This window comes from Alkalibaculum bacchi (genome assembly GCF_937875145.1).
GTDB classification, from domain to species: Bacteria; Bacillota; Clostridia; order Eubacteriales; family Alkalibacteraceae; genus Alkalibaculum; species Alkalibaculum bacchi_A.
Genome location: NZ_CALNCS010000140.1, coordinates 1 through 21,619, shown reverse-complemented (window position 1 = coordinate 21,619; position 21,619 = coordinate 1). Strand labels below are relative to the sequence as shown.

The 21,619-nt window shown below is 34.6% G+C and carries 20 protein-coding genes and 1 riboswitch; of the genes, 18 read left to right on the top strand and 2 right to left on the bottom strand.

Annotated features, from left to right (window positions below; translation table 11 throughout):
- Positions 1-3 precede the first annotated feature (3 nt).
- From Q7P22_RS08660 to Q7P22_RS08640, 5 genes are all read left to right on the top strand, one after another.
- On the top strand, positions 4-624 hold the full coding sequence (locus tag Q7P22_RS08660; protein WP_369695512.1) for a cyclodeaminase/cyclohydrolase family protein: 621 nt from the start codon (positions 4-6) through the stop codon (positions 622-624).
- 15 nt (positions 625-639) lie between these two features.
- The gene (locus Q7P22_RS08655) at positions 640-1,491 is read left to right on the top strand and encodes a bifunctional 5,10-methylenetetrahydrofolate dehydrogenase/5,10-methenyltetrahydrofolate cyclohydrolase (protein WP_303863199.1); all 852 of its coding nucleotides are present in this window, start codon (positions 640-642) and stop codon (positions 1,489-1,491) included.
- 210 nt (positions 1,492-1,701) lie between these two features.
- On the top strand, positions 1,702-2,646 hold the full coding sequence (locus tag Q7P22_RS08650) for an amidohydrolase family protein (RefSeq protein WP_303863196.1): 945 nt from the start codon (positions 1,702-1,704) through the stop codon (positions 2,644-2,646).
- A gap of 193 nt (positions 2,647-2,839) precedes the next feature.
- A complete protein-coding gene (locus tag Q7P22_RS08645; RefSeq protein WP_303863194.1) occupies positions 2,840-3,616 on the top strand; it encodes a sugar phosphate isomerase/epimerase in 777 nt (258 codons plus the stop codon).
- A 275-nt stretch (positions 3,617-3,891) separates the two neighbouring features.
- The gene (locus Q7P22_RS08640; RefSeq protein WP_303863191.1) at positions 3,892-4,539 is read left to right on the top strand and encodes a TetR/AcrR family transcriptional regulator; all 648 of its coding nucleotides are present in this window, start codon (positions 3,892-3,894) and stop codon (positions 4,537-4,539) included.
- A 178-nt stretch (positions 4,540-4,717) separates the two neighbouring features.
- Here the strand turns inward: Q7P22_RS08640 and Q7P22_RS08635 are convergent, their stop codons facing one another.
- Both Q7P22_RS08635 and Q7P22_RS08630 read right to left on the bottom strand, forming a co-directional pair.
- Positions 4,718-6,013 (bottom strand): folylpolyglutamate synthase/dihydrofolate synthase family protein, encoded by a 1,296-nt coding sequence (locus Q7P22_RS08635; RefSeq protein ID WP_303863188.1) that lies wholly within the window; start codon positions 6,011-6,013, stop codon positions 4,718-4,720.
- Between the two features lie 168 nt (positions 6,014-6,181).
- Positions 6,182-7,093 carry a DMT family transporter gene (locus Q7P22_RS08630; RefSeq protein WP_303863186.1) on the bottom strand — a complete coding sequence of 304 codons (912 nt, stop codon included), beginning with the start codon at positions 7,091-7,093 and terminating at the stop codon, positions 6,182-6,184.
- A 456-nt stretch (positions 7,094-7,549) separates the two neighbouring features.
- Between Q7P22_RS08630 and nth the strand changes: the two genes are divergently transcribed.
- From nth to Q7P22_RS08565, 13 genes are all read left to right on the top strand, one after another.
- Positions 7,550-8,191 (top strand): endonuclease III, encoded by a 642-nt coding sequence (gene nth / locus Q7P22_RS08625; RefSeq protein WP_303863183.1) that lies wholly within the window; start codon positions 7,550-7,552, stop codon positions 8,189-8,191.
- Between the two features lie 169 nt (positions 8,192-8,360).
- A riboswitch (cobalamin riboswitch) is annotated at positions 8,361-8,538 on the top strand.
- A gap of 105 nt (positions 8,539-8,643) precedes the next feature.
- Positions 8,644-9,612, top strand: coding sequence for an ABC transporter substrate-binding protein (locus Q7P22_RS08620; protein WP_303863180.1), 969 nt, complete (start codon positions 8,644-8,646; stop codon positions 9,610-9,612).
- Positions 9,613-9,804: 192 nt separating this feature from the next.
- Positions 9,805-10,824: an iron ABC transporter permease gene (locus Q7P22_RS08615; protein ID WP_303863177.1), complete on the top strand. Its 1,020-nt coding sequence runs from the start codon at positions 9,805-9,807 to the stop codon at positions 10,822-10,824.
- 1 nt (position 10,825) lies between these two features.
- Positions 10,826-12,082 carry an ABC transporter ATP-binding protein gene (locus Q7P22_RS08610; protein ID WP_303863174.1) on the top strand — a complete coding sequence of 419 codons (1,257 nt, stop codon included), beginning with the start codon at positions 10,826-10,828 and terminating at the stop codon, positions 12,080-12,082.
- Positions 12,079-13,569, top strand: coding sequence for a cobyric acid synthase (locus Q7P22_RS08605; RefSeq protein WP_303863171.1), 1,491 nt, complete (start codon positions 12,079-12,081; stop codon positions 13,567-13,569). The genes Q7P22_RS08610 and Q7P22_RS08605 overlap by 4 nt, the downstream gene beginning before the upstream one ends.
- Before the next feature lie 208 nt (positions 13,570-13,777).
- Positions 13,778-14,332, top strand: a complete 555-nt coding sequence (cobU, locus tag Q7P22_RS08600; RefSeq protein WP_303863169.1) for a bifunctional adenosylcobinamide kinase/adenosylcobinamide-phosphate guanylyltransferase — start codon at positions 13,778-13,780, stop codon at positions 14,330-14,332.
- A gap of 12 nt (positions 14,333-14,344) precedes the next feature.
- Positions 14,345-15,076: an adenosylcobinamide-GDP ribazoletransferase gene (gene cobS, locus Q7P22_RS08595; RefSeq protein ID WP_303863166.1), complete on the top strand. Its 732-nt coding sequence runs from the start codon at positions 14,345-14,347 to the stop codon at positions 15,074-15,076.
- A gap of 22 nt (positions 15,077-15,098) precedes the next feature.
- The gene (locus Q7P22_RS08590) at positions 15,099-15,689 is read left to right on the top strand and encodes a histidine phosphatase family protein (protein ID WP_303863164.1); all 591 of its coding nucleotides are present in this window, start codon (positions 15,099-15,101) and stop codon (positions 15,687-15,689) included.
- Between the two features lie 272 nt (positions 15,690-15,961).
- Positions 15,962-16,945: a sulfide/dihydroorotate dehydrogenase-like FAD/NAD-binding protein gene (locus tag Q7P22_RS08585; RefSeq protein ID WP_303863161.1), complete on the top strand. Its 984-nt coding sequence runs from the start codon at positions 15,962-15,964 to the stop codon at positions 16,943-16,945.
- Positions 16,942-18,219, top strand: a complete 1,278-nt coding sequence (locus Q7P22_RS08580; protein WP_303863157.1) for an FAD-dependent oxidoreductase — start codon at positions 16,942-16,944, stop codon at positions 18,217-18,219. The genes Q7P22_RS08585 and Q7P22_RS08580 overlap by 4 nt, the downstream gene beginning before the upstream one ends.
- A gap of 254 nt (positions 18,220-18,473) precedes the next feature.
- Entirely contained in the window at positions 18,474-19,082 is a 609-nt protein-coding gene (locus Q7P22_RS08575) for a hypothetical protein (protein WP_303863154.1), read from the top strand.
- Positions 19,083-19,285: 203 nt separating this feature from the next.
- A complete protein-coding gene (locus Q7P22_RS08570) occupies positions 19,286-20,605 on the top strand; it encodes a pyrimidine-nucleoside phosphorylase (RefSeq protein WP_303863151.1) in 1,320 nt (439 codons plus the stop codon).
- A gap of 54 nt (positions 20,606-20,659) precedes the next feature.
- Positions 20,660-21,466: a RecX family transcriptional regulator gene (locus Q7P22_RS08565; RefSeq protein WP_303863148.1), complete on the top strand. Its 807-nt coding sequence runs from the start codon at positions 20,660-20,662 to the stop codon at positions 21,464-21,466.
- Positions 21,467-21,619: the final 153 nt, after the last annotated feature.

Sequence of the window (21,619 nt, the reverse complement as noted above, 5' to 3'; positions counted from 1 at the left end):
AAAATGATCGATGGCTCATGTGCTGAGTTTACAGATAAATTAGCATCAAAAGTTGCAGTGCCTGGAGGCGGTGGTGCTGCAGCATTAGTTGGTGCTCTAGGAACAGCACTTGCTAGTATGGTAGTAAATTTAACATTAGGAAAAAAGAAATACGCTGAGTTTGAAGAAGTGAATAAAGAAATTATGGCAAAAGCTCTTAAGATTCAAGAAGAACTTCTTGAAATGGTAGATCAAGATGCAGAAAACTTCTTACCATTATCCAAAGCTTATGGGCTACCTAAAGAAACAGAAGAAGAAAAGAAATATAAAGAAGAAACTCTTGAAAAATGCCTGATCGTAGCTTGTGGTGTTCCAGTAGACATTGTTAAGAAGGCATACGAAGCAATTTTACTTCATGAAGAATTAGTAGACAAAGGTTCAAAGTTAGCAATAAGTGATGTAGGTGTTGGGGTACAGTGCTTAAGAGCTGCTTTGATTAGTGGATGGTTAAATGTACTCATTAATATTAATATGATTAAAGATGAAGCGTATGTAGCAAAAATCAACGAAGAAATAAGACCATTGGTAGCAAAAGGTACAAAAATAGCAGATGAAGTCTACAGTAAAGTAGAAGAAATGCTATAAAATAGGAGGCTTATTATGGGAACGTTATTAGATGGAAAAGTAGTAGCAGCTAGTTTAAAAGAAGAAACTTTAAAAGCAGCAAAAGAGTTGCGTGAAAAAGGAACTGCTCCTAAATTGACAATCGTAAGAGTTGGAGCAAATCCAAGTGATTTATCATATGAAAGAGGCGCTCTTAAGAGAATGCAAGGCTGTAATATCGATACAGAGGTAAAAGAATTACCAGAAGATATTACACAAGAAGATTTCATTAAAGCGTTGAAAGAAGTAAATGAAGACAAAAATACTCATGGTATTTTAGTGTTTAGACCACTTCCAAAACAATTAGATGAGGAAGTAATTAAGTACGTTATAGCTCCTGAAAAAGACGTAGACTGCTTTAGTCCAACAAATGTTGCGAAAGTAATGGAAGGAGACCAAACAGGTTTTGCGCCTTGTACTCCTACTGCAGTAATGGAGATCTTAAGCTACTACAATGTAGATTTAAAAGGAGCAAAATCAGTTGTTCTTGGAAGATCTATGGTAGTTGGTAAACCTGTAGCTATGTTATTATTAGGACAAAATGCAACAGTAACAATTACTCACTCAAAAACAAAAGAATTACCAGCTGTATGCGCTGAAGCTGATGTTTTAATAGCAGCTATCGGTAGAGCAAAAATGGTTACTGCTGATTATGTAAAAGAAGGCGCTGTTGTTGTAGATGTAGGTATCAATGTAGACGAAGAAGGTAAATTATGTGGAGACGTAGACTTTGCTGATGTTGAAAACAAAGCTTCTATGCTTACACCAGTACCAGGGGGCGTTGGTTCAGTAACTACATCTGTATTAGCAAAACATGTAATTAAGGCTTGTACTTTACAAAATAAATAGTAATAATAGTTGAAAAAGCTATCGCAAGAGATTTTCATTGCGATAGCTTTTTTGATATAATTAGTCAGAGGGTTGGTTCGTTGGACGTTTGGTCGGAAAATTTTTATAACAGAAAGCGGAAAACTTGCCTTTAGGCGAAGAAATGTTATAATCTAGCGCCTAGCTTCCCACCTCTCAAAGGATAGGAAACGACGCTCTCGTCGTTCCGTAATGTTGGTCACCATTGGTGACTGGAATTTCCACATTCCACAAAATAAACAAAAGGAAGTGATTCTAATATACATTGAAACACATATGCACATCTCTTTAGATGGCATGGACGGCGCAGCTTTTCGTAAAGAAATAAAAAGTAGTAAAAACAAAGCAGAAGAGCTTATTCGCAAGAACGTACGAGTTTATAAAGAACGTGGAATAATAGCCATACGAGACGGTGGCGATCCTATTAATTTATGTGCTATTACTCGCAGAATTGCTAAGGAAGAGGGGATTATTTACAAGACTCCTATTCATGCTATTTATAAAAGAGGTCATTATGGTAGTTATATTGGAAAGGTTATTGATGATATAAGAGATTTTAAAGCGGTTTTTTCAGAAATGGAAAAGGATCAACCTGACTTTATCAAGATTCCCTTATCAGGTATGATGAATTTTGATACTTACGGGGAGGTAGGAGATCTAGCATTTAATGAAGAAGAATTAGACTATATGGTTAAATTTGCTCAGGATAAAGGGCTCCCTACTATGGTTCATGTAAATTCAAGAGAAGGAGTACAAAGGGCTATTAAAGCAGGGGTAGACACAATAGAGCACGGTTACTATATGACAGATGAAGAGTTATACGCTTTAAAGGAATCAAAAACCATTTGGGTTCCAACATTAACTCCATTAGGCAATATTTGCTTTAGTGGAGATGAACGTCATAAGGAACAAATAAAAACTATAAAGAGAATATTTGATGAACAAAGTAGAAATGTAAAAAAAGCCTATAAAATAGGTGTTAAACTAGCGATAGGAAGCGATGGCGGAGCCTACAAAGTTTATCATGGACAAGGCTTCTTAGATGAATTAAAATATATGAATGAAGCTGGCATTGAATTAGAGGAATTAAAACGAATAGGTTATGAAAATGGAAAGAAAGCACTGGGAATAAGCTAAAAGCGAAATGACGAAAAAATCAAACTTACCTTTAGGTTAGAACGTGTCGAACTTCCTACATTTTAACGCAATAAACTAGAGAACGATACCCCGTCGTTCCGGATAACGATCACCATAGGTGATCAAAGTTTAGCTTTAATTCCCTTCTTTAAGATATACATCATAAAACATAGAACTAAGACGGAGGTTGTCCATGAACAAATGCATTTTTTCCTGGTTTGGATTTGTTTTGCCTTTGCAGGAGAGGTTAATATTAATTAAAGATACGGGTTTTGATGCTACTTGTCTTTGGTGGGAAGATGAGGTTTACCCGAAAACAATACCTGTTGATCATATGCCTGCTATGGTTAAGGATGCAGGCTTGTTTTTAGATAATATCCATTGTCCCTATATAGGCGCTGATCGGTTTTGGAGCGAAAGCAAAAGTGCTCGCCAGAGAGAAATGGATACTTATTATTCCTATATAGAAGCTTGTGCAAAACATGAGATTCCACATATGATTATGCACGTTAATGATGAAGACCCTGTTATAGAAAGCACAGCGCTTGGTCTTGACAGTATGATTCATTTAGTAAGAAGAGCAGAAGAGTACGGTGTAAAATTAGTAATAGAGAATACTTTAAATAATGATATAATACATATGTTGTTAAGTGAAATTCCTTCCAAGAATTTAGGCCTTTGTTATGATTCCTCACATGATTGGATACAAGGGCAGAGTTATGGTGATTTATTAGAAAAATGGAAAAATAGACTTTACTGTACGCATTTGTCGGACAACAATGGGAAAGAAGATAAACATTGGATTCCAGGAGATGGAGAAGTCTGTTGGAAAAAAATTATTCCTAATATTATAAATTCCCAGATTGACTCCATTACAATGGAATTGTTATCAAGTAAAATAAAAATTGAAGATCCTAAGGAATATTTGAAGACAGCATATGATTCATTAGAACAAATTATAAAATGCTAAGAACGAAAGCTACGACTCAACATGGATTAGTGGTTACCACTTCAAAATCGACTATGTCGATTTTGAAGTCGCGCCATTCGTCAAATGAATGCTACGCATTCATTGCGTAGACATATAATTAAAATAAATCAATTAATTGTTATAATAAAACCAAAATGTGTCAATTATAAAAATATACAGGTATATTATTCCTATTGCTTTGATAAAAATTTGCAAAAATTTTAAACATGTGTTAATATATAAAAACTAAACAAATGAGAATGGATGAAGTGTATATGAGGTATAGAAAAGGATTTGAAACAAAAGAGAACATTATTAATGTATCAAGAAAGCTCTTCTATGAACTTGGGTATACAAAGGCAACAGTTCAAAACATAGCTGATACTGCAAATGTACCCTTAGGATTGATTCCATATTACTTTAAAACAAAAGATAATATTGTTTTGGAGATTAATTCTAAGTTCTATATTGAGATTTACGAATTTGTCAGTGGGAAATTGCGCATTAGAAAAAATTCCTATTTAAAATTATTTTTAGTAACGTCAATTTATTACAGAATCATTTTAAGTGATGAAAACAACAAAAAATTCTTCTATGAAGTATTAAGAAATAAGTCTAATTTTAAAACATTAAGCTTCAGTACAGAAAGATTGTTTACCCTTATGAATAAAGAAAACAATAAGAACTTCACTGAGCGAGATTTAGACACTATAAAAATTGCCGAATTTGGCGCACGGCGCGAATTGTTGTTAAGCTATTTTGAAGGTAAATACGATGTAGATCTTGAGTATTTAGTAGGCGTATTATCTAGCGTTACTGGTAGATTATTTGGTATTGATGAAAATATAATCGCTGAGTACAAAGAAAGAGAACATACATTCAGCCAAGAGTACGATTATTCAAATATTAAGTTTCTTGTTTAAAAAAAGCTTGTTTCCGAAAGGAAACGAGCTTTTTTATATGATCAGCAAAAATTCAACTTCTAAAAGCTGAATGCAAAATTTTAAAGTCACGATTAGTAGTTAAAATCTTGGGGGTTATTTTTTAACGAAACTCCTGATCCAGTCATCAGCTTACAAGCCACCTATGGTGGCAAAGGTTTTACTTAGAATTTAAGAGTGTTCTCGCTTCTCCAATCATATATAAAGAACCTACAAAAATAAACAATTCATCTTCAGAGCCATTTAAAGCTATTTCTACGCCCTCTTTTATTGTTTTTAAAGGAGTCACATTTATTTCTGGGGATATCTTCTTGATATGATCAGCTAACTCTTGTGATGACATTGCTCTTGGGTTATTTGGCGTTACCGTGTATACTTTGTCAGAAATCGCCCTTAGCTTGTCAATCATAGGATTGTAGTCTTTGTCTGCTAAGACTCCAAAGAATAATGTAATCTTCTTGTCTAAATATGTTTTAACCGTATTTACAAAGGAGTCGATGCCATTTTCATTGTGTGCACCATCAACGAATATAGTAGGATTTTCTCGCAAGAGTTCGAACCTACCAGGGAAGCGTACGCTAGACATTCCACGTTGAATAGACTCGATAGAGATATGGTATCCTTTTTCTTTTAGAACATCTAAAGCCGTTAAGGCAGTAGCACAGTTTAAAATCTGATGATTTCCAAGTAGGCTTAGTTTAAAGTCAAATGCTTCAAAATTTTTATTACCTTTAAAGGAAAGCTCTTGCCCTTTTAGAGAAGCGCTCTTTGACTCTAGTATGCTTGGATTAGCTGGATGAAACTCATTGTTTCGCTCTACACAAATTTCGCGAATTTGTTTTTCTACTAGCTCACCTTGTGGATATAAGACCACATGTCCATTTTCTTTAATGATACCTGCTTTTTCAAAGGTGATTTCTTCTAATGTATTGCCAAGGTATTGCATATGATCTAAAGCAATAGATGTGATGATCGATACTTCTGGCGCTTTAATGATATTTGTTGCGTCAAAGCGACCACCCATTCCTACCTCTAAAGTTACCATATCTACTTTTTCTTCGTAGAAGTACTGAAGACCGATAGCAGTGACCACTTCAAACTCAGAAGGATGTGGATAACCATCACTCAGCATTTTATCTATGGATTCCTTCACCATTCCAGCAACTCTGCCTAAATCCTCTTTTGGAATATGAGCGCCATTGATTTGGATTCTTTCTGTAAATTCTTCTAAATATGGTGAAATAAACAAACCAACTTTATAGCCTGATTCTTTTAAGACATTGCTGATCATATTACTTGTAGAGCCTTTTCCATTGGTACCAGCAATGTGCACATATTTTAATTTGTCCTGAGGATTGTCCATGTATTCTAATAACTTTCCAATATTATCAAGACCCAATTTGATACCAAAAGCATAAGTGCCATGAATAAATTCTAAAGCTTCATTATAATTCATTTTAAATAACCTCCTGTTTTTTAACAATGGCAGAACAATTGTTAAACGATTGTTCTTTATCAGAAAATTTCTACTTTTTGCCACCAGCTCTTGCCTAGCTATAGTGCGTGACCTTAAAGGTTTTACTTAGAACTTACAACGTAGAACGAAAGTACCCAAGGAACTAGTTCATCCATTGTTCATTTCGATTGATTGGCTTTCTTTTTTTGACTTGAGAAACGCCCACTTTGTTTCAGCAGTAATAATGGCCGTAAAAATCAAGGCTGAGCCTACAATCATATTAGGACTAAATAGATCGCCTAAAAAGATTACAGACATAATGCTACCAAAGAAGGATTCTAAGCTAAGCAACAAAGCCGCATGGGATGGGGTAGTATATTTTTGCGCTATATTTTGAATGAGATAAGCCATAAATGTACAAAATAATCCCAAGAACAGTACTTCATATATTCCGTTATTTGGAATAAATAGTATAGGATCATTAGTAGCAAACATAATTACTAAAGAAAGTATAAAGGCTACACCTAACTGAATGACTGTAAGTTTTATAGGATCGTGTTTTTTTGCGTATATACCAACGGTTACCATATGACAAGCGAAGAGCAATGCACATAATAAGGTAAGTACATCTCCCTTGTTTAATACAAAGCCTTTGTTTAAATCAAGTGTTAATAAACCAATACCTACAATCATTAAAATAGCAGCAAAAACACTAAATTTATCCGGTCTTTCTTTACTAGTAAGCCAAAATAAAAAGGGAACCATCACTACATTAGTACCAGTTAAAAAAGCTTGTTTTCCTGCTAATGTATACTGTAAGCCGATGGTTTGCGTAGTAAAGGCTGAAAATAAAAAAAGTCCAATAATAAGCCCTGCTTTTAAGTCTTCTTTATCTATAGTAATGACTTTCCTATAAAATAATATTCCCGTTAGTAAAGCTGCAATGCCAAAGCGAAGGGTCATAATATACATAGGAGACAAAGCGTCTAAAGCGTTCTTTACAGCAACAAACCCACTTCCCCATACAAAGGCAGTTACTAGTAAGCTTAAATCGCTTAATAACATTTTCTTGTTGTTCATATAATAACTCCTCGTATAATATGTTTAGGCTCATTATTTAATGGTCTAAACATATTTATTTTTTATTGTTAATTGAGATATCCTAAGGCTAGAATGTAGTTATAGAATAATTAGCGAAGGATAATTCTTTCACTCCTTTTTTTTCATAGCGCAATTTCACGGAAGATACGCCTAAAGAATATTTTAGCACAATATAGATCAGTTAGATATTAATTTGCATTATTTTGTAGAATAAATTCTGTTTCGTATAGAGAATTCAATAAAGGAAAAAATGTATTGAAGTCTTCAGATTTTTCTTTGAGAGTTACATCAAAAACCACAAAGACAATTTGCAACATAAATATGATATACTATTCGTATTAGCAAGTGCCAACGACTGAAGCTGCAAAGCAGCTGAGGCAATCTGCGGTATAAATATCATATTTAAAATAATATCCTTACTAGAGGAGGGTTTTTTTGCTAGAACAAAAAGATATAAGAAAAGTACTAGAATTATTAGAAGAAGAGTACCCAGATGCTGCTCCAGCTCTTCATTTTACAACGCCATTTGAGCTGTTGATTGCAACCATTCTTTCTGCTCAGTGTACAGATGTTAGAGTAAATATCGTAACAGATCAGCTATTTGCCGAGTACAATACGCCAGAAGCGATACTAGGGTTAGGGCAGCCTAAGCTTTTAGAGTATATAAGAACCTGTGGTCTTTCTAACTCAAAGAGCAAAAATATTATCGCTACATGTGCTATATTGATGGATGAGTATAATAGTCAAGTGCCAGATGCGATTGAAGAGCTCATAAAGCTTCCAGGAGTTGGGAGAAAGACGGCAAATGTAGTTGTAAGCAATGCCTTTGGAAAAAATGCTATAGCGGTGGATACTCACGTATTTCGGGTGTCTAACCGAATTGGTTTAGCACAGAGCAAAGACGTTCTTCACACAGAAGAAGATCTAATGAAAAATATCCCTGAGGAAAAGTGGTCTACTGCACATCACTGGCTAATCTTTCACGGAAGAAAAGTATGCAAGGCCAGAAAGCCCCTATGTGAAGACTGTGTAATAAATGAATTATGCCTATATTATAAAAATATAATTTCTAATTAAACTAAATTTTTTATATTTAATATGTAATCGCATTTAATTAGAAAATTAGAAACAAAAGGCAAAGAATACCTCGCCAAAAGGAGAGGAAATTAAACTTGAGCCTTCTATTTTCCACTATAAGTATTTTATATTGAAATTTTATGGGTTTTGTGTTAGCATAATCTTATAAAATAAAATAGCTCTATAAGGTGCGAATGCTTAATAGGGAAAGTGGTGAAAAACCACTACAGCCCCCGCTACTGTAAGTGTGGACGAAACTCTGATACATACCACTGTCTAAACGACGGGAAGGAAGAGTGGAGATTGAAACACGAGTCAGGAGACCTGCCTTAAGAAACTAGGAACTATCGGGGAGGATGGTGTTGAACGTGTTTAATATGAAAACCTTCTCAAATGTAGAAGGTTTTGTTGCGTTAAGAAACAAATAACAGTAAATCAATCGGAGGTAAAAAATGAAAACATTAAAAAAAGTACTAATACTAATGCTCGTGACATTAATGACATTTACTTGGACGGCATGTTCAAATGATAAACCACAAGAAGAGTCGAAAAAAGAGGGAAATACAACAACGGAATCAAGTGACGGTACGGAAACTACATATCCATTTGTATTTAAGGATACTGCAGGTGACGAAATTACCCTTGAAAAGGTACCTGAAAGAATTGTTTCTGTATCTGCTTCTATTACAGAGACGCTCTTTGCTGTAGGCTTAGGGGATCAGATCGTAGGTAGAGATGAATTTAGTAATTATCCTGAAGAAACAAAAGAGATTAAAGTTGTAGGAAATTATGTAGAACCGAATACGGAACTTATCATCGATTTAGAACCAGAGGTTCTCTTTGTATCATCACCTATGCCTGAAGATGCAACACAACTTATCAAAGCTGCAGGGATAAAAACAGTTGTCATTTCAGATCAAACAGATGTAGATGGTGTTTTAAAAAACATCCAATTAATTGGAAAGATTGGAAATGTTCAAGAGACTGCAAATAAACTAGTAGAAGACTTAGATATTGCTCGTAAAGAAATTACAGATAAAGTCAAAGACACAAAAGAGAAAAAGGTATTTGTTGACATACAAGGTTTTGTTTCAGTAGGGCCAGACACTTTCATCGATTCTATGTTACAAGAAATCAATGCGGTGAATATTGCAGCAGACTCTGGTACAGCATGGCCAACTTTAACATTAGAAAAAATTGTAGAAGAAAATCCTGATGTTTACATTTCATTGTATCCTACTGTTAAAGAAGTAAAGGCTAATGGAGGTATTCAATCCGTTACTGCCGTAAAAAATGATAATATCATCCACTTTCCATGGGGAACAGAAGAAAATAACATTTTATCTCGCTCCGGTCCAAGAGTGATGAAAGGTTTAGAATTTTTAGCAAAGGCAATTCATCCAGAAGCGTTTGAAAAATAGAAGAGCGCCTTCGGCGCTTTAGTCACTATCCATAAGTGGCTAGCATTAGGATATTTCTTTAGGGTCACTTTGCCACTGAAGATGGTAACGGTTCATAATTTAGGAATTACCTACTTTATAAAATCATAGGGTAATCAACGATTGCCCTATAGATGTATTACTTTGACCTAAGGATATACATAAGGGGAAAACATGAAAAAACTAATTCGAAAACACTCATTAATCACAATAATTATTTTAGCCTTTATTACTATTCTAGTTTGTACTAATTTAGGTGTAGCAAATATTTCAGTAGGGCAAACATTTCAGGTATTGTTGCACAAACTTTTTAATATTGGGAATGTAGAAGGAATTAAGGCATCTACTATAGCCATCATATGGAATATACGACTGCCCAGAGTAATACTGGCTTTATTAGTAGGAGGCGCCTTGTCTATTTGCGGTGTTGCATATCAGGGAATCTTCAAAAACCCTATGGCAGACCCATTCTTATTAGGGGTCTCTTCTGGTGCTGCGCTAGGTGCATCTATTGGCATCGCTATGAACCTAAGTTTTAATGGTAAAGATCTTGTTTCTATACTGGCTTTTATCTTTGCTTTACTTACCTTATTATTAGTTTACAATATCTCTAAAATAGGCAATAAAGTACCTATACCTACATTGCTGCTTAGTGGTGTGGCCATGTCTCAATTTTTATCTGCAGTAAATTCTGTTCTTATGATTTTTTCGGATAAGATGAGTCAAATCATCTATTGGACTATGGGGTCTTTCAATGGAAAGAGTTGGGAACAAGTTTTGATTATCATCCCTTATGTAGTTATAGGGTTTATTATTCTTTATGGCTTACATAGTCAGATGGACATTATGCTCATAGGTGAAGATAGTGCTTCCCAGTTAGGCGTAAATACGGACCAACTAAAGCTTGTCGTATTGGTAATTACTGCGTTAATGACAGCTGCTACGGTTAGTATCACAGGAATTATCGGATTTGTTGGATTGATTATACCTCACGTAGTTCGAATCTTTGTCGGTCCAAAGCATAAAAAATTGTACCCCTATTCATTTTTGCTAGGTGGCATTTTTCTAATATTATGTGATACGGTAGCAAGAAGTCTGATGACTCAAGAAATACCTGTAGGCGTTATTACAGCTATTTTTGGTGGACCGTTCTTTATATATCTTCTTAGACAGAGAAAACGTGGAGGCATATAGTATGAAAAAAGAAGTATTGAGAATACAGGACTTAGAAGTAGCATATGGGGAGAAAAAAATTATAAATGGGCTAGGTTTTTCTGTCTATAAAGGTGAATTTGTAGGAATTATTGGGCCTAATGGTACGGGCAAATCTACCTTAGTCAAAGCGATTACGGATATTATTCCAAAGAGTAGTGGTTCTATTCGCATATTAGATCATGAGAGTACAAGCGTATCCAAAAAAGAACTAGCCAAACTTGTAGCAGTAGTACCTCAAGAGTTTAATATCGAATACGAGTTTACAAATTTAGATATCGTCATGATGGGCAGAAATCCTCATATAGATCGAAAACATAAGAAATCTTCAAAGGACTTTGAAATCGTCCAAGAAGCTATGGAAATGACCAACACATGGCGTTTTAAGGATGCATTGTTTAACGAGTTAAGCGGTGGTGAGCGCCAAAGAGTAGTTGTGGCTAGAGCAATCGCTCAACAAGCGAATCTAATACTACTAGACGAGCCTACTTCTCATTTAGATGTACATCATCAATTAGAGATTATGGAATTAATTCATAAACTTAAAGAGAGCAGAGGGGTTACTGTAGTAGCCATTCTCCACGATATTAATTTAGCAGCTCGATTTAGCGATCGACTAATACTTCTTAACAAAGGAAAAGTTTTAGCAGAAGGAAGTCCTGATGAAGTTATCCATGAAAAATATTTGTCTCAATTGTACAAAATGGAGATGATTATTCGAGAAAATAAGATTATTGGCAAGAGAGAAATTGTACCTCTTCGGGTTATCAAAGAAAAGGTAGATAAACAAGATACGAGAGTACACGTACTTTGTGGTGGAGGCTCAGGAGAAGAAATTTTAGAAAGATTCAATTCTCTCGGAATGATCTTATCTGCAGGCGTACTTAATAAAGGGGATAGCGACTGGGAAATGTGCAGAATATTAAATATTCCTGTAGTAGACGCCCCACCTTTTTCTGCAATGACAAAAGAACAAGGACAATTAAATTTAGAAATGCTACATCAGGCCGATTATGTTCTCGTCAGCAATATGCCTTATGGAAACGGTAATCTAATTAACTTAGAAATTTTAAGGGATGTAGATAAACCTATTTATTTTATAGATAAAAATGAGCAGTATGATTATACAGAAGGTAAGGCAACAAAAATTATAGATGAACTAAAGAAAAAGAATAATTTTTATATTATAGACCATTATGAAAAATTTTTAAGTAATTTTAATTTGGAGAGTAAAAGATGAAAAAAAAGAATATTATGTTTCAAGGTACGGGTTCATCCGTAGGAAAGAGCATTTTAACAGCTGGAGTATGTAGAGTACTAAAAGATATGGGCTATAATGTAGCACCTTTTAAATCTCAGAATATGGCTCTTAATTCCTTTATAACGAAAGATGGAAAAGAAATGGGCAGAGCTCAAGTTGTACAAGCCGAAGCAGCAAGAATTGAGCCTATGGTAGAAATGAATCCAATCCTATTAAAACCATCTTCAGATGTTGGATCGCAAGTAATCGTCATGGGAGAGGTATATCAAAATATGACGGCAACAGAATATCATAAAAATAAGCCTGAGTTTAAGAACATCATCAAAGAAGCTTATGATAAAGTAGCAGAAAAATATGATGCTATTGTAATTGAAGGTGCAGGAAGTACAGCAGAAATCAATTTACGAGAAAACGATTTAGTTAATATGGGCATGGCAGAAATGGTAGATTCTCCAGTTGTTCTCATTGGAGATATTGATCGAGGTGGCGTTTTTGCCTCTATTTATGGCACTTATATGTTGCTAGAAAAAGAGGAACAAGCGAGAATGAAGGGCTTTGTTATTAACAAATTTAGAGGAAATGTAAAACTTCTAGAGCCTGGAATCAAGATGTTAGAGGATAAAATAAATATCCCTTGTCTTGGGGTTATTCCTTATTTTACACTACATATAGATGATGAGGACAGTGTTTCCCTTGGATTATCTTATCAGGCGAAAAAAGATATCATAGTAGGCGTTCTCCGATTGCCCCATATTTCGAATTTTACAGATTTTACGCCTTTTGAAATGGATGAAGATGTAGAAGTCAAGTATATAAAATCCCCATTGGATTTTAAAGATATTGATTTATTGATTGTGCCAGGCAGTAAAAACACCATTGAAGACATGGTTTACTTAAATAATACAGGCATGGCGAAAAAGATTTTAGAGTATCATAAAAGCAATAGACCTATTATTGGAATATGTGGTGGCTATCAAATGCTAGGAAGTCAAATCATAGACACTGGTAATAATGAATCCTCTGTCCTCAAGACAAATGGTCTTAGCTTATTTAATACAAGCACAGTTATTTCTAACCAAAAAAGAACAGTGCAAGTAAAAGGAACCATTGATATTTCCTTTATGGGAGAAAAACTAAAAGCAGATGTAAAAGGCTATGAAATCCACATGGGTGTTACGAAGTTTAACGAAAGCCATCAACATTTTGTACAATTGCAAGAAGGTCACATGGATGGGGCGATTAACCAAGAAGAAAATGTACTGGGAACTTATTTGCACGGTATTTTCGATAACGATAAATTCAGAAAAATTCTCTTAGACAATATCCGTAGACAAAAGGGAATCGAAACAAAAGACCAAACACTATCCTTCGAAGAATTCAAAGAAACCCAATACGTAGAATTAGGAAAGATTATAAAAGAGCATTTGGATGTTGATAAGATTTTGGAGATTATGAGTGAGTTTTGAGTAATACTTGATTGAGTTATAATTATATAGGTTTGAATCAGTTGAAGGCTAAAATTTTTTAGTTGAACGGGAAGATCTTTAATGAATAATGAACATTGAACAGTACAAATATGCGACTCCTGTTGCCTTTTGAATTGTTCATTATTCATCGTTCATTGTTCACTATTCATTGCGACATAAGTCGCATATTTGCGAAAGGAGCACATATATGGGACGTATTACATTTATTACTGGAGGTGCTCGTAGCGGTAAGAGCACTTATGCAGAAAGAATCGCTAAAGAGAGCAATAAACAAATTGCCTATATTGCAACTTCTATACCTTTTGACGATGGTATGAAGAGCCGAATAAAAAAACATAGGGCCCAAAGACCAAAAGAATGGGCTACTATTGAAAAATATCGCGATTTCAATGAGGTCGTTGAGCTACAAGATTATCAAGAAGCAGATATACTATTAGTAGATTGTGTTACCGTTATGATCAACAATCTCATGTTTTACTCTGGCTTAGATTTTGATACATGTGAAGTAGAAGAAGTAGATGTATTAGAAAAAGAAATCATTGAAGAGGTAAAAAAACTCTTGGATTTATCTCATGAAAAAGACATGATCATCGTAACAAATGAATTGGGCATGGGTTTAGTACCTGCTTACAAAATGGGTAGTTACTATAGAGATATAGTTGGAAGAATCAATCAGTATATTGCATCTAGGGCCGATGATGTATATTTTATCGTCAGTGGACTACAGACGAAGATTAAATAAGGTGATGATCTTGTGAGAAAATTCTTTATAGCCTTAAGTTTTTATACTAGGCTACCAATACAAATTAAATCGGAAGTTAGTGAAGAAGATTTTTATTCCTCTATGAAGTTTCTACCTGTAGTAGGTCTGGTAATAGGTCTTGTTTTATATGCTTTATGGTATCTATTAAAAGACGTAGAAGGACAAGTTAGCGCCTTTCTGCTGGTATTTTTGTACATATGGCTTACTGGCGGGCTTCATATTGATGGATTTATGGATACATTAGACGGAGTACTCAGTAACCGGAGTAGGGAAGAAACTTTAGAAATTATGAAGGATAGTCGGGTGGGAGCATTTGGTGCAATTGGACTATTGCTTTTAGTATTAGGCTATTTTATTTCTTATCAATTTGTGGATGGATATGCTATTATCATTGCCCCCATAATTGGAAGGACAGGAGCCCTTTTTTCTGCATCTTTTAGTGAGTCTGCAAGAAAAGGCAATAGCTTAGGTAAAGGATTTATGGAGCGAATGGGTAGGAAGGAGAGAGTTTTTGGTCTTGTTTTCTCGGCAATAATCATCTTATTATTTGATTTCCTTTATTTTATTCCATTTGTCTTGTGTATTCTTATGAGTGCTTATTTTATAAAGTACTTTAAGAATATATTAGGAGGAATGACAGGGGATACCGTAGGTATGATGATCGAGTTAAATCAAATTGTCTTTCTTTTTGCATCTTATCTCACATGGTATTTCGTCGGTTAATAAGTGGTAAGGAGGAATTGTAATGGAATTTATCTTAGTTCGCCACGTAGAAACTACTGGAAATTATGAAAATAAATTTGTAGGTGTTACAGAGGTGGAATATACAGAAAGAGGAAAAGAACAATTTATTCAGCTAACGAATGCCTTAAAAGAATATAAGGTTAATCAGATTTACTCAAGTCCTATCTCTCGTGCATTAAAGATTGCAAAAAAGGTTGGAGACGACACGTCAACAGAGGTAAAAGTAATGGATGAACTATCAGAGATGAACTTTGGCATATTTGAAGGTTATCACTTTCAGGATATTCTTAAGGAGTATAAGGAACATTGGGATGAGTGGCAAAAGGATTATTTACATTACTGCATCCCAAAAGGAGATAGCCTTCAATCCTTCCACAGTAGAGTAGTCTCTTTTATTGATACCATAAAAGAAGAAGAAGGTTCATGTATGATTGTATGTCACGGAGGTACGGTACAAAGCATCATGACTCATCTTTTAGATCTACAAGTTCTCGACCGCTGGCACTTTCACGTACCTCTGGCAGGAATTGTAGAGATTTCTTATACACAAGGTTATGGCATGCTAAAGACGTTGACAAGTGCAGCAAGGTAAAAGCATTGCAGCCGCTAGTTATTAGCACAGGGGTATTCCCTTTAGGTCATTTCGATATGAAAGTTAGGGTTGGTCTTTAAGTTTGTATCATATAATAAGGCAGGATCACTATAGTTTAATAAAAAGCGCCTAAGGCAAAATGCGGAAGGCGTTTTTTTGTGTGCGCCTTAAGGATTGAACAATCGTTCAACTATTGTTCAATCAGCTTTTTTTGTAACACTTAACCACATAAATTTATATATTAATATTAAGTTGTTACAGGAGGTACATATATGAATTATGAGATGATTGACTGTATTGATGCAGGGACACCCTATTGTCCTTGTCATTTGGCGGAAACCAATGAATGTATCCTTTGTTCACAATTACAAGGAAAAGAATTTTGTGATTGCAAGAATTGGAAAGGGACTTGTATTTATCAGGAACTTATTTGGAATAACAAGGAGTCTAAAGCGGAGCGAGAAACGTATAAAGGCGTAATTGTTCAGAAAAGGGAAATAGAAAAGGGCTTAGTAGAATTTGTAATTCAAACAAATCATGAATTGTGCAAAGAACTGTGTTCTCCTGGTAGCTATGCGTTCTTAAGGACACCAGAAACTACAGAATACTTTGATGTTCCTATATCCATCGTAGAGAGCGATATTGAGAACAATAGGCTTCTTATGATTATTGATATTGAAGGAATTAAGACAAAGAAAATTTATGAGAAAGAAGAAGGCGATACATTACTAGTAAAAGGTCCATTTTGGAATGGCGTTTTAGGTTTAAAGAACGTAGGGGCTTGTAAAAACAAAAATGTCCTTTTAGTAGCTCGGGGGATTGGATTGGCTCCAATGATTCCAGTACTGAAAAAACTCTACAGACAAAATAATAATATATCTCTCATAATCGATAAGGGAAAATACGAAGATGTATTTATTAAAGATTTTTTGCATAAATACCCTTGTAATGTATTAGAGATAGAAACTCTTTATAAAGGGAATGTAACCCAAGGTTTTGCGGAAAAGCTAGAAGCTTTTATTGAAAATAATAAGATAGGGCATATTCATATTTCTGGGCCAGATATATTGATTCTACAGATATTAAAAAATATTAATGGGAGAACGAAGACATCGTGCTGTAATAATGCAAAAATGTGCTGCGGTCAAGGAGTCTGTGGAGCGTGTACCACAAGATTCGAAGGACACGTAGTAAAAAGATTATGCAAATTACAAACAGACCCAGAGTATATTTTTGAAGGGAGAAGAAATATATGAAAGTTGTAATAATAGGTGGTGGCTGGTCTGGATTAGCAGCTGCAATAACGGCAAAAAAAGCAGGTGCAGATGTAGAAATTTATGAAAAGACAGATTTAGTCCTAGGTTTAGGTAATATTGGCGGAATTATGAGAAATAACGGAAGGTATACCGCAGCAGAAGAATTGATCGCATTGGGTGCAGGAGATTTAATTTCTATGACAGATAAAGCGACAAGGCATAAGAATATCGATTTTCCAGGCCACGAACACGCTTGGTTGTATGATGTAAATAGTATAGAGCCTATGGTAAAAGAATATGTAGAAAACATGGGCATCAAAATTTTCCTTAAAACTAGGGTTATTGATGTGAAAAAAGAAGAAGATAATATCGTGGGAATTGTCTTATACGATGGAAGTTTTGTCTCTGGTGATGTATTTATAGAAACCACAGGCTCTACTGGACCCATGGGCAATTGTTTGAGGTATGGAAATGGCTGCTCTATGTGTATTCTTAGGTGCCCTGCATTTGGCCCTAGAGTAAGTATTAGTTCAAGAGCTGGAGTCCCTGATTTACAAGGGGAAAGAGAAGAAGATATTTATGGTGCTTTTAGCGGATCTTGTAAGCTTGGAAAAGAGACTTTATCACCAGAAATTATAAAACAATTAGAGAAGACAGGAGTAGTTGTTCTAAAGGTTCCACCAGAAGATGTAAACATGGATAAATTGAATCAAAAGGTATGTCAGCAGTACGCATTAAAAGAATTTGCTGAAAACGTGGTTTTATTAGATACAGGTCATGCTAAATTGATGACTTCCTATTATCCTCTTGAAAAACTTCGAAAAATCAAAGGTTTAGAAAAAGCTCAGTATATGGATCCATATGCAGGGGGAAAAGGAAACTCTATCCGTTATCTATCTGTAGCGCCGAGGGAAAATAATATGAAAGTAGCTGGATTAAATAATCTATTCTGTGCAGGTGAAAAATCAGGTTTATTTGTTGGTCATACGGAAGCCATATGTACAGGGTCTCTTGCAGGTCACAATGCAGTCAGATGGTATCTTGGAATGCCTCTTCTTATTTTACCAAGGAGCATAGCCATTGGAGACTTATTAGCTTATGAAAGTGAAATGACTAGCACCGTTGAAGGAAAAAGAAAGAGATATACATTCGCAGGTGCGGGTTATTTTAATAGAATGAAGAAATTAGGCTTATATAGCATTGAGAGGGAAGAGATTAGCAGTAGAGTGAAGAAAGCAAATTTAGAAAATATATTTGCTCAAAGATTAATATAGCATAAGATATTATTTTATAGAATTAAGATTATAGACTAATACCCTGTGCATAAAATATTTTTTAAATATTATAATAAAAATAATAAGGTGGCCTTTGGGACCTTATTATTTTTATTTTTTTGAATATTTTATATATAAACTTTATAATGATATAAATAAGATCTAAGTTTTAAATTCTGAGTTGTAGGTAAACCATCTAAACAAATACTTTAACTTAGAATTTACGACTTAAAACTAAATTTGGGGGTATTGCTATGGTAGATATAACGAATATATTAGAAAATGCAACTGTCGACCTATTATTTCGTTTTAAAGAAGAGTCACCAAATCTAATAAGGCTAAATCGCAATAATTTTGCAGATATTATAAAGGCAGCAGATCGTCAAGGACAATTAAAGGATGCGGAAATAGATATGTATCTACGAATGCTTTCAGATGAAGATTTTATATCTATTATTGTGCCAGCAATTGAGAAAGGACAATTTCAATGGATAAAAGAAGAGAATTACAGTTTATTAGTTGAGGACTACAAATCTTCTAAGAAAAAAGATTATTTGTTTATAAGTGAAAAACATTTGACTAGATTACTAATTAAAACGTATATAAGATACGAATGGATTTTAAAAGCAATGGCTATAGATTATGCAAAATATCTTGATGGAGATTTGATGGAAACCTATAAGGAGTATTTTGAAAGCAATAATCGAATTATTGAGTTGATCTTATTAGAGGGTTATTATGACGAGAGCGCAAATCGCTGGAAAATAGATTGGGAACACAATACTTTAATTTATTCCTTTGGCAAAAAGGAAGTGATTTGGACAAAAGGAGAAGCAGAAAATCGATTTGAAGAGTTAATATAGCGATCGTTGGTTGGACGGCTCGACGGGAAAACCTTAAAGGCAGAAAGTTAGAAGGTTGGAAAAAGTAATTAGTTGATTAGAAAAGAAAAACCAGCCTTCAGCTGATTTTGCTACTTTTCGCATTCAGCGCATTTAAAAAAGATTCGCGACGAGATGAAAAGCTAAAAAATTAGTTTGAAAATCTATATTGTGGAGGTTTTATTATGAGGATGTATGATATTATTCTGAAGAAACGAGAAGGGGAAGAGCTCTCTACGGAAGAGATCAATTATTTTGTAAAAGAGTACACCAAGGGAACCATACCCGACTATCAAGCATCTGCTCTTTTAATGGCTATATTTTTAAAAAAGATGTCCCGTAGAGAAACAGTTGATTTGACTAAAGCGATGATGAACTCAGGAGATGTTTTGGATTTGTCTCAAATAGAAGGGGTCGTTGTGGACAAGCACAGTACAGGAGGAGTAGGGGACAAAACTACTTTGATTCTAGCACCATTAATCGCTTCTTGTGGTGTGCCTATGGCGAAGATGGCAGGTAGAGGATTAGGTCATACAGGAGGCACAATTGACAAATTAGAGTCGATAGAAGGATTTAATACTCAAATGTCAGAAGAAGATTTCATTCAACAAGTAAATAAAATAGGCGTAGCCATATCAGGTCAAACAGGTGATTTAGCACCAGCCGATAAGAAAATATATGCATTAAGGGATGTAACAGCAACTGTAGATAATCTATCTCTTATTGCTAGTAGTGTAATGGGTAAAAAATTAGCCTCCGGAGCGCAGGGGATTGTCTTGGATGTTAAGACGGGAAATGGCGCTTTTATGAAGACAGAGGAAGATGCTGTAGAATTAGGAAAGATCATGATCGATATTGGCACGGATATGAGAAAAGACGTAGTAGCAATCATATCTGATATGGAGCAGCCTTTAGGTAGGACTGTGGGAAATGCCATAGAAGTAAAAGAGGCTATCGAAGTTTTACAAGGTGGAGGTCCAGAGGATCTAGTAGAATTGTGTCTTGTATTAGGCTCAGAACTTCTATTATTAGCAGGACTTAATGTAACACGCGAAGAAGCTAGAAACCTTATTAAAGATAAAATCAAGAGCAGAGAAGCTTTTAAAAAGTTCGTAGAGCTTGTTAAAGCCCAAGGGGGAAAAGAAGAGCAAGTACTCCATCCTGAAATGTTGCCTAAGGGAAAATATGAAATAAAATTTCTTTCAGATAAAACTCAGTACATCTCTCATATAGAAGCAGAAAAAGTTGGATTATGCGCTTTACTATTGGGCGCTGGTAGAGAAAATAAAGAAAGCAAAATCGATTTAGGTGTTGGGATTTACTTAAACAAAAAAGTTGGTGAACAAGTAAACAAAGGCGAAGCTATTGCTACAATCTACGCCAATGATGAACAAAGAGGAAAACAAGCAATAGAAAAACTTAAAACATGTTATCAATACTCTGATACACCAGTAGAAGAAAGAAAGCTTATTTATGGTATATACTATAAAAACAATATAGATTAAAAGTAGAACTTAGAGGGAAAGTGCAAAGTGCTTTCTAAGAAAGGTATATTCTCAATGAAAATAACAGAACTAAAGACACAAAAAAATGGAACATTTTATAATCTCTTTGTTGATGGAGAATTTTTGTGTTCTGTAAATGATGAACTCATTTTTTTACATCACTTGTCCGTAGGAAAGGAGATCGATAAAGAAGAACTTACAGAGATTATAAAACAGGCAAATTTAAAAAAATCTTATAATGTAGCAATAAAATATTTGGGTTTTCGAATGAGAACAGAACAAGAGGTAGAAAATTATCTTTTGGGCAAAGAATTTGATGAAAATACAATTCATATAACTCTAGAAAAACTAAAGGATTACAAGTTTATTGACGATGCTCAATACATTAAAATATATATAAAAGGCAAAATTAGTGAAGGACACTCTAGGAACAAAATAAAGTATTACCTCATAAAAAAAGGTTTAGAAGAAGAATCGGTTATTGCACAGTTACAATCAAGCTATCCACATGATTTAGAGATAGATTACTTAGAAAAACAAATGGAAAAAGTTGCTGATAAATACAGTCAACTGCCTTATCGGGACAAAGTGGCAAAAATCAGCCAATACTTTCTACAAAGGGGCTATCAATCAGAAGATATAAGGACAGTAAGTAACAAGATTATTTCCCGGGAAACAGAATTCGACCAAGTATTTATGGATCGACTCGAAAAATTGGGAAACAAGTACATAGAAAAGTACAAAAGAAAAGGTCTTGATGAGCGAGAAGTTCGACAAAAAACCATGGAAGCTTTGTATCGAAAAGGATATGATGTAAATGTGATTAAGAGATGTCTTGATTCTGTAGGGGAAGATGATTAATAAAAAAGCGGGAAGCGGAATGTGGAAAGAGAAACTTTTTATTTGTTGGACGGAAAAAACTTTTTTCCCTTTCGGCGCAAAATCCTCCAGGATGCTCAGGTGCTGTGAGCAATTGAAAAATTAGAATTGCTGATTTCATCCTGTTACACTTCT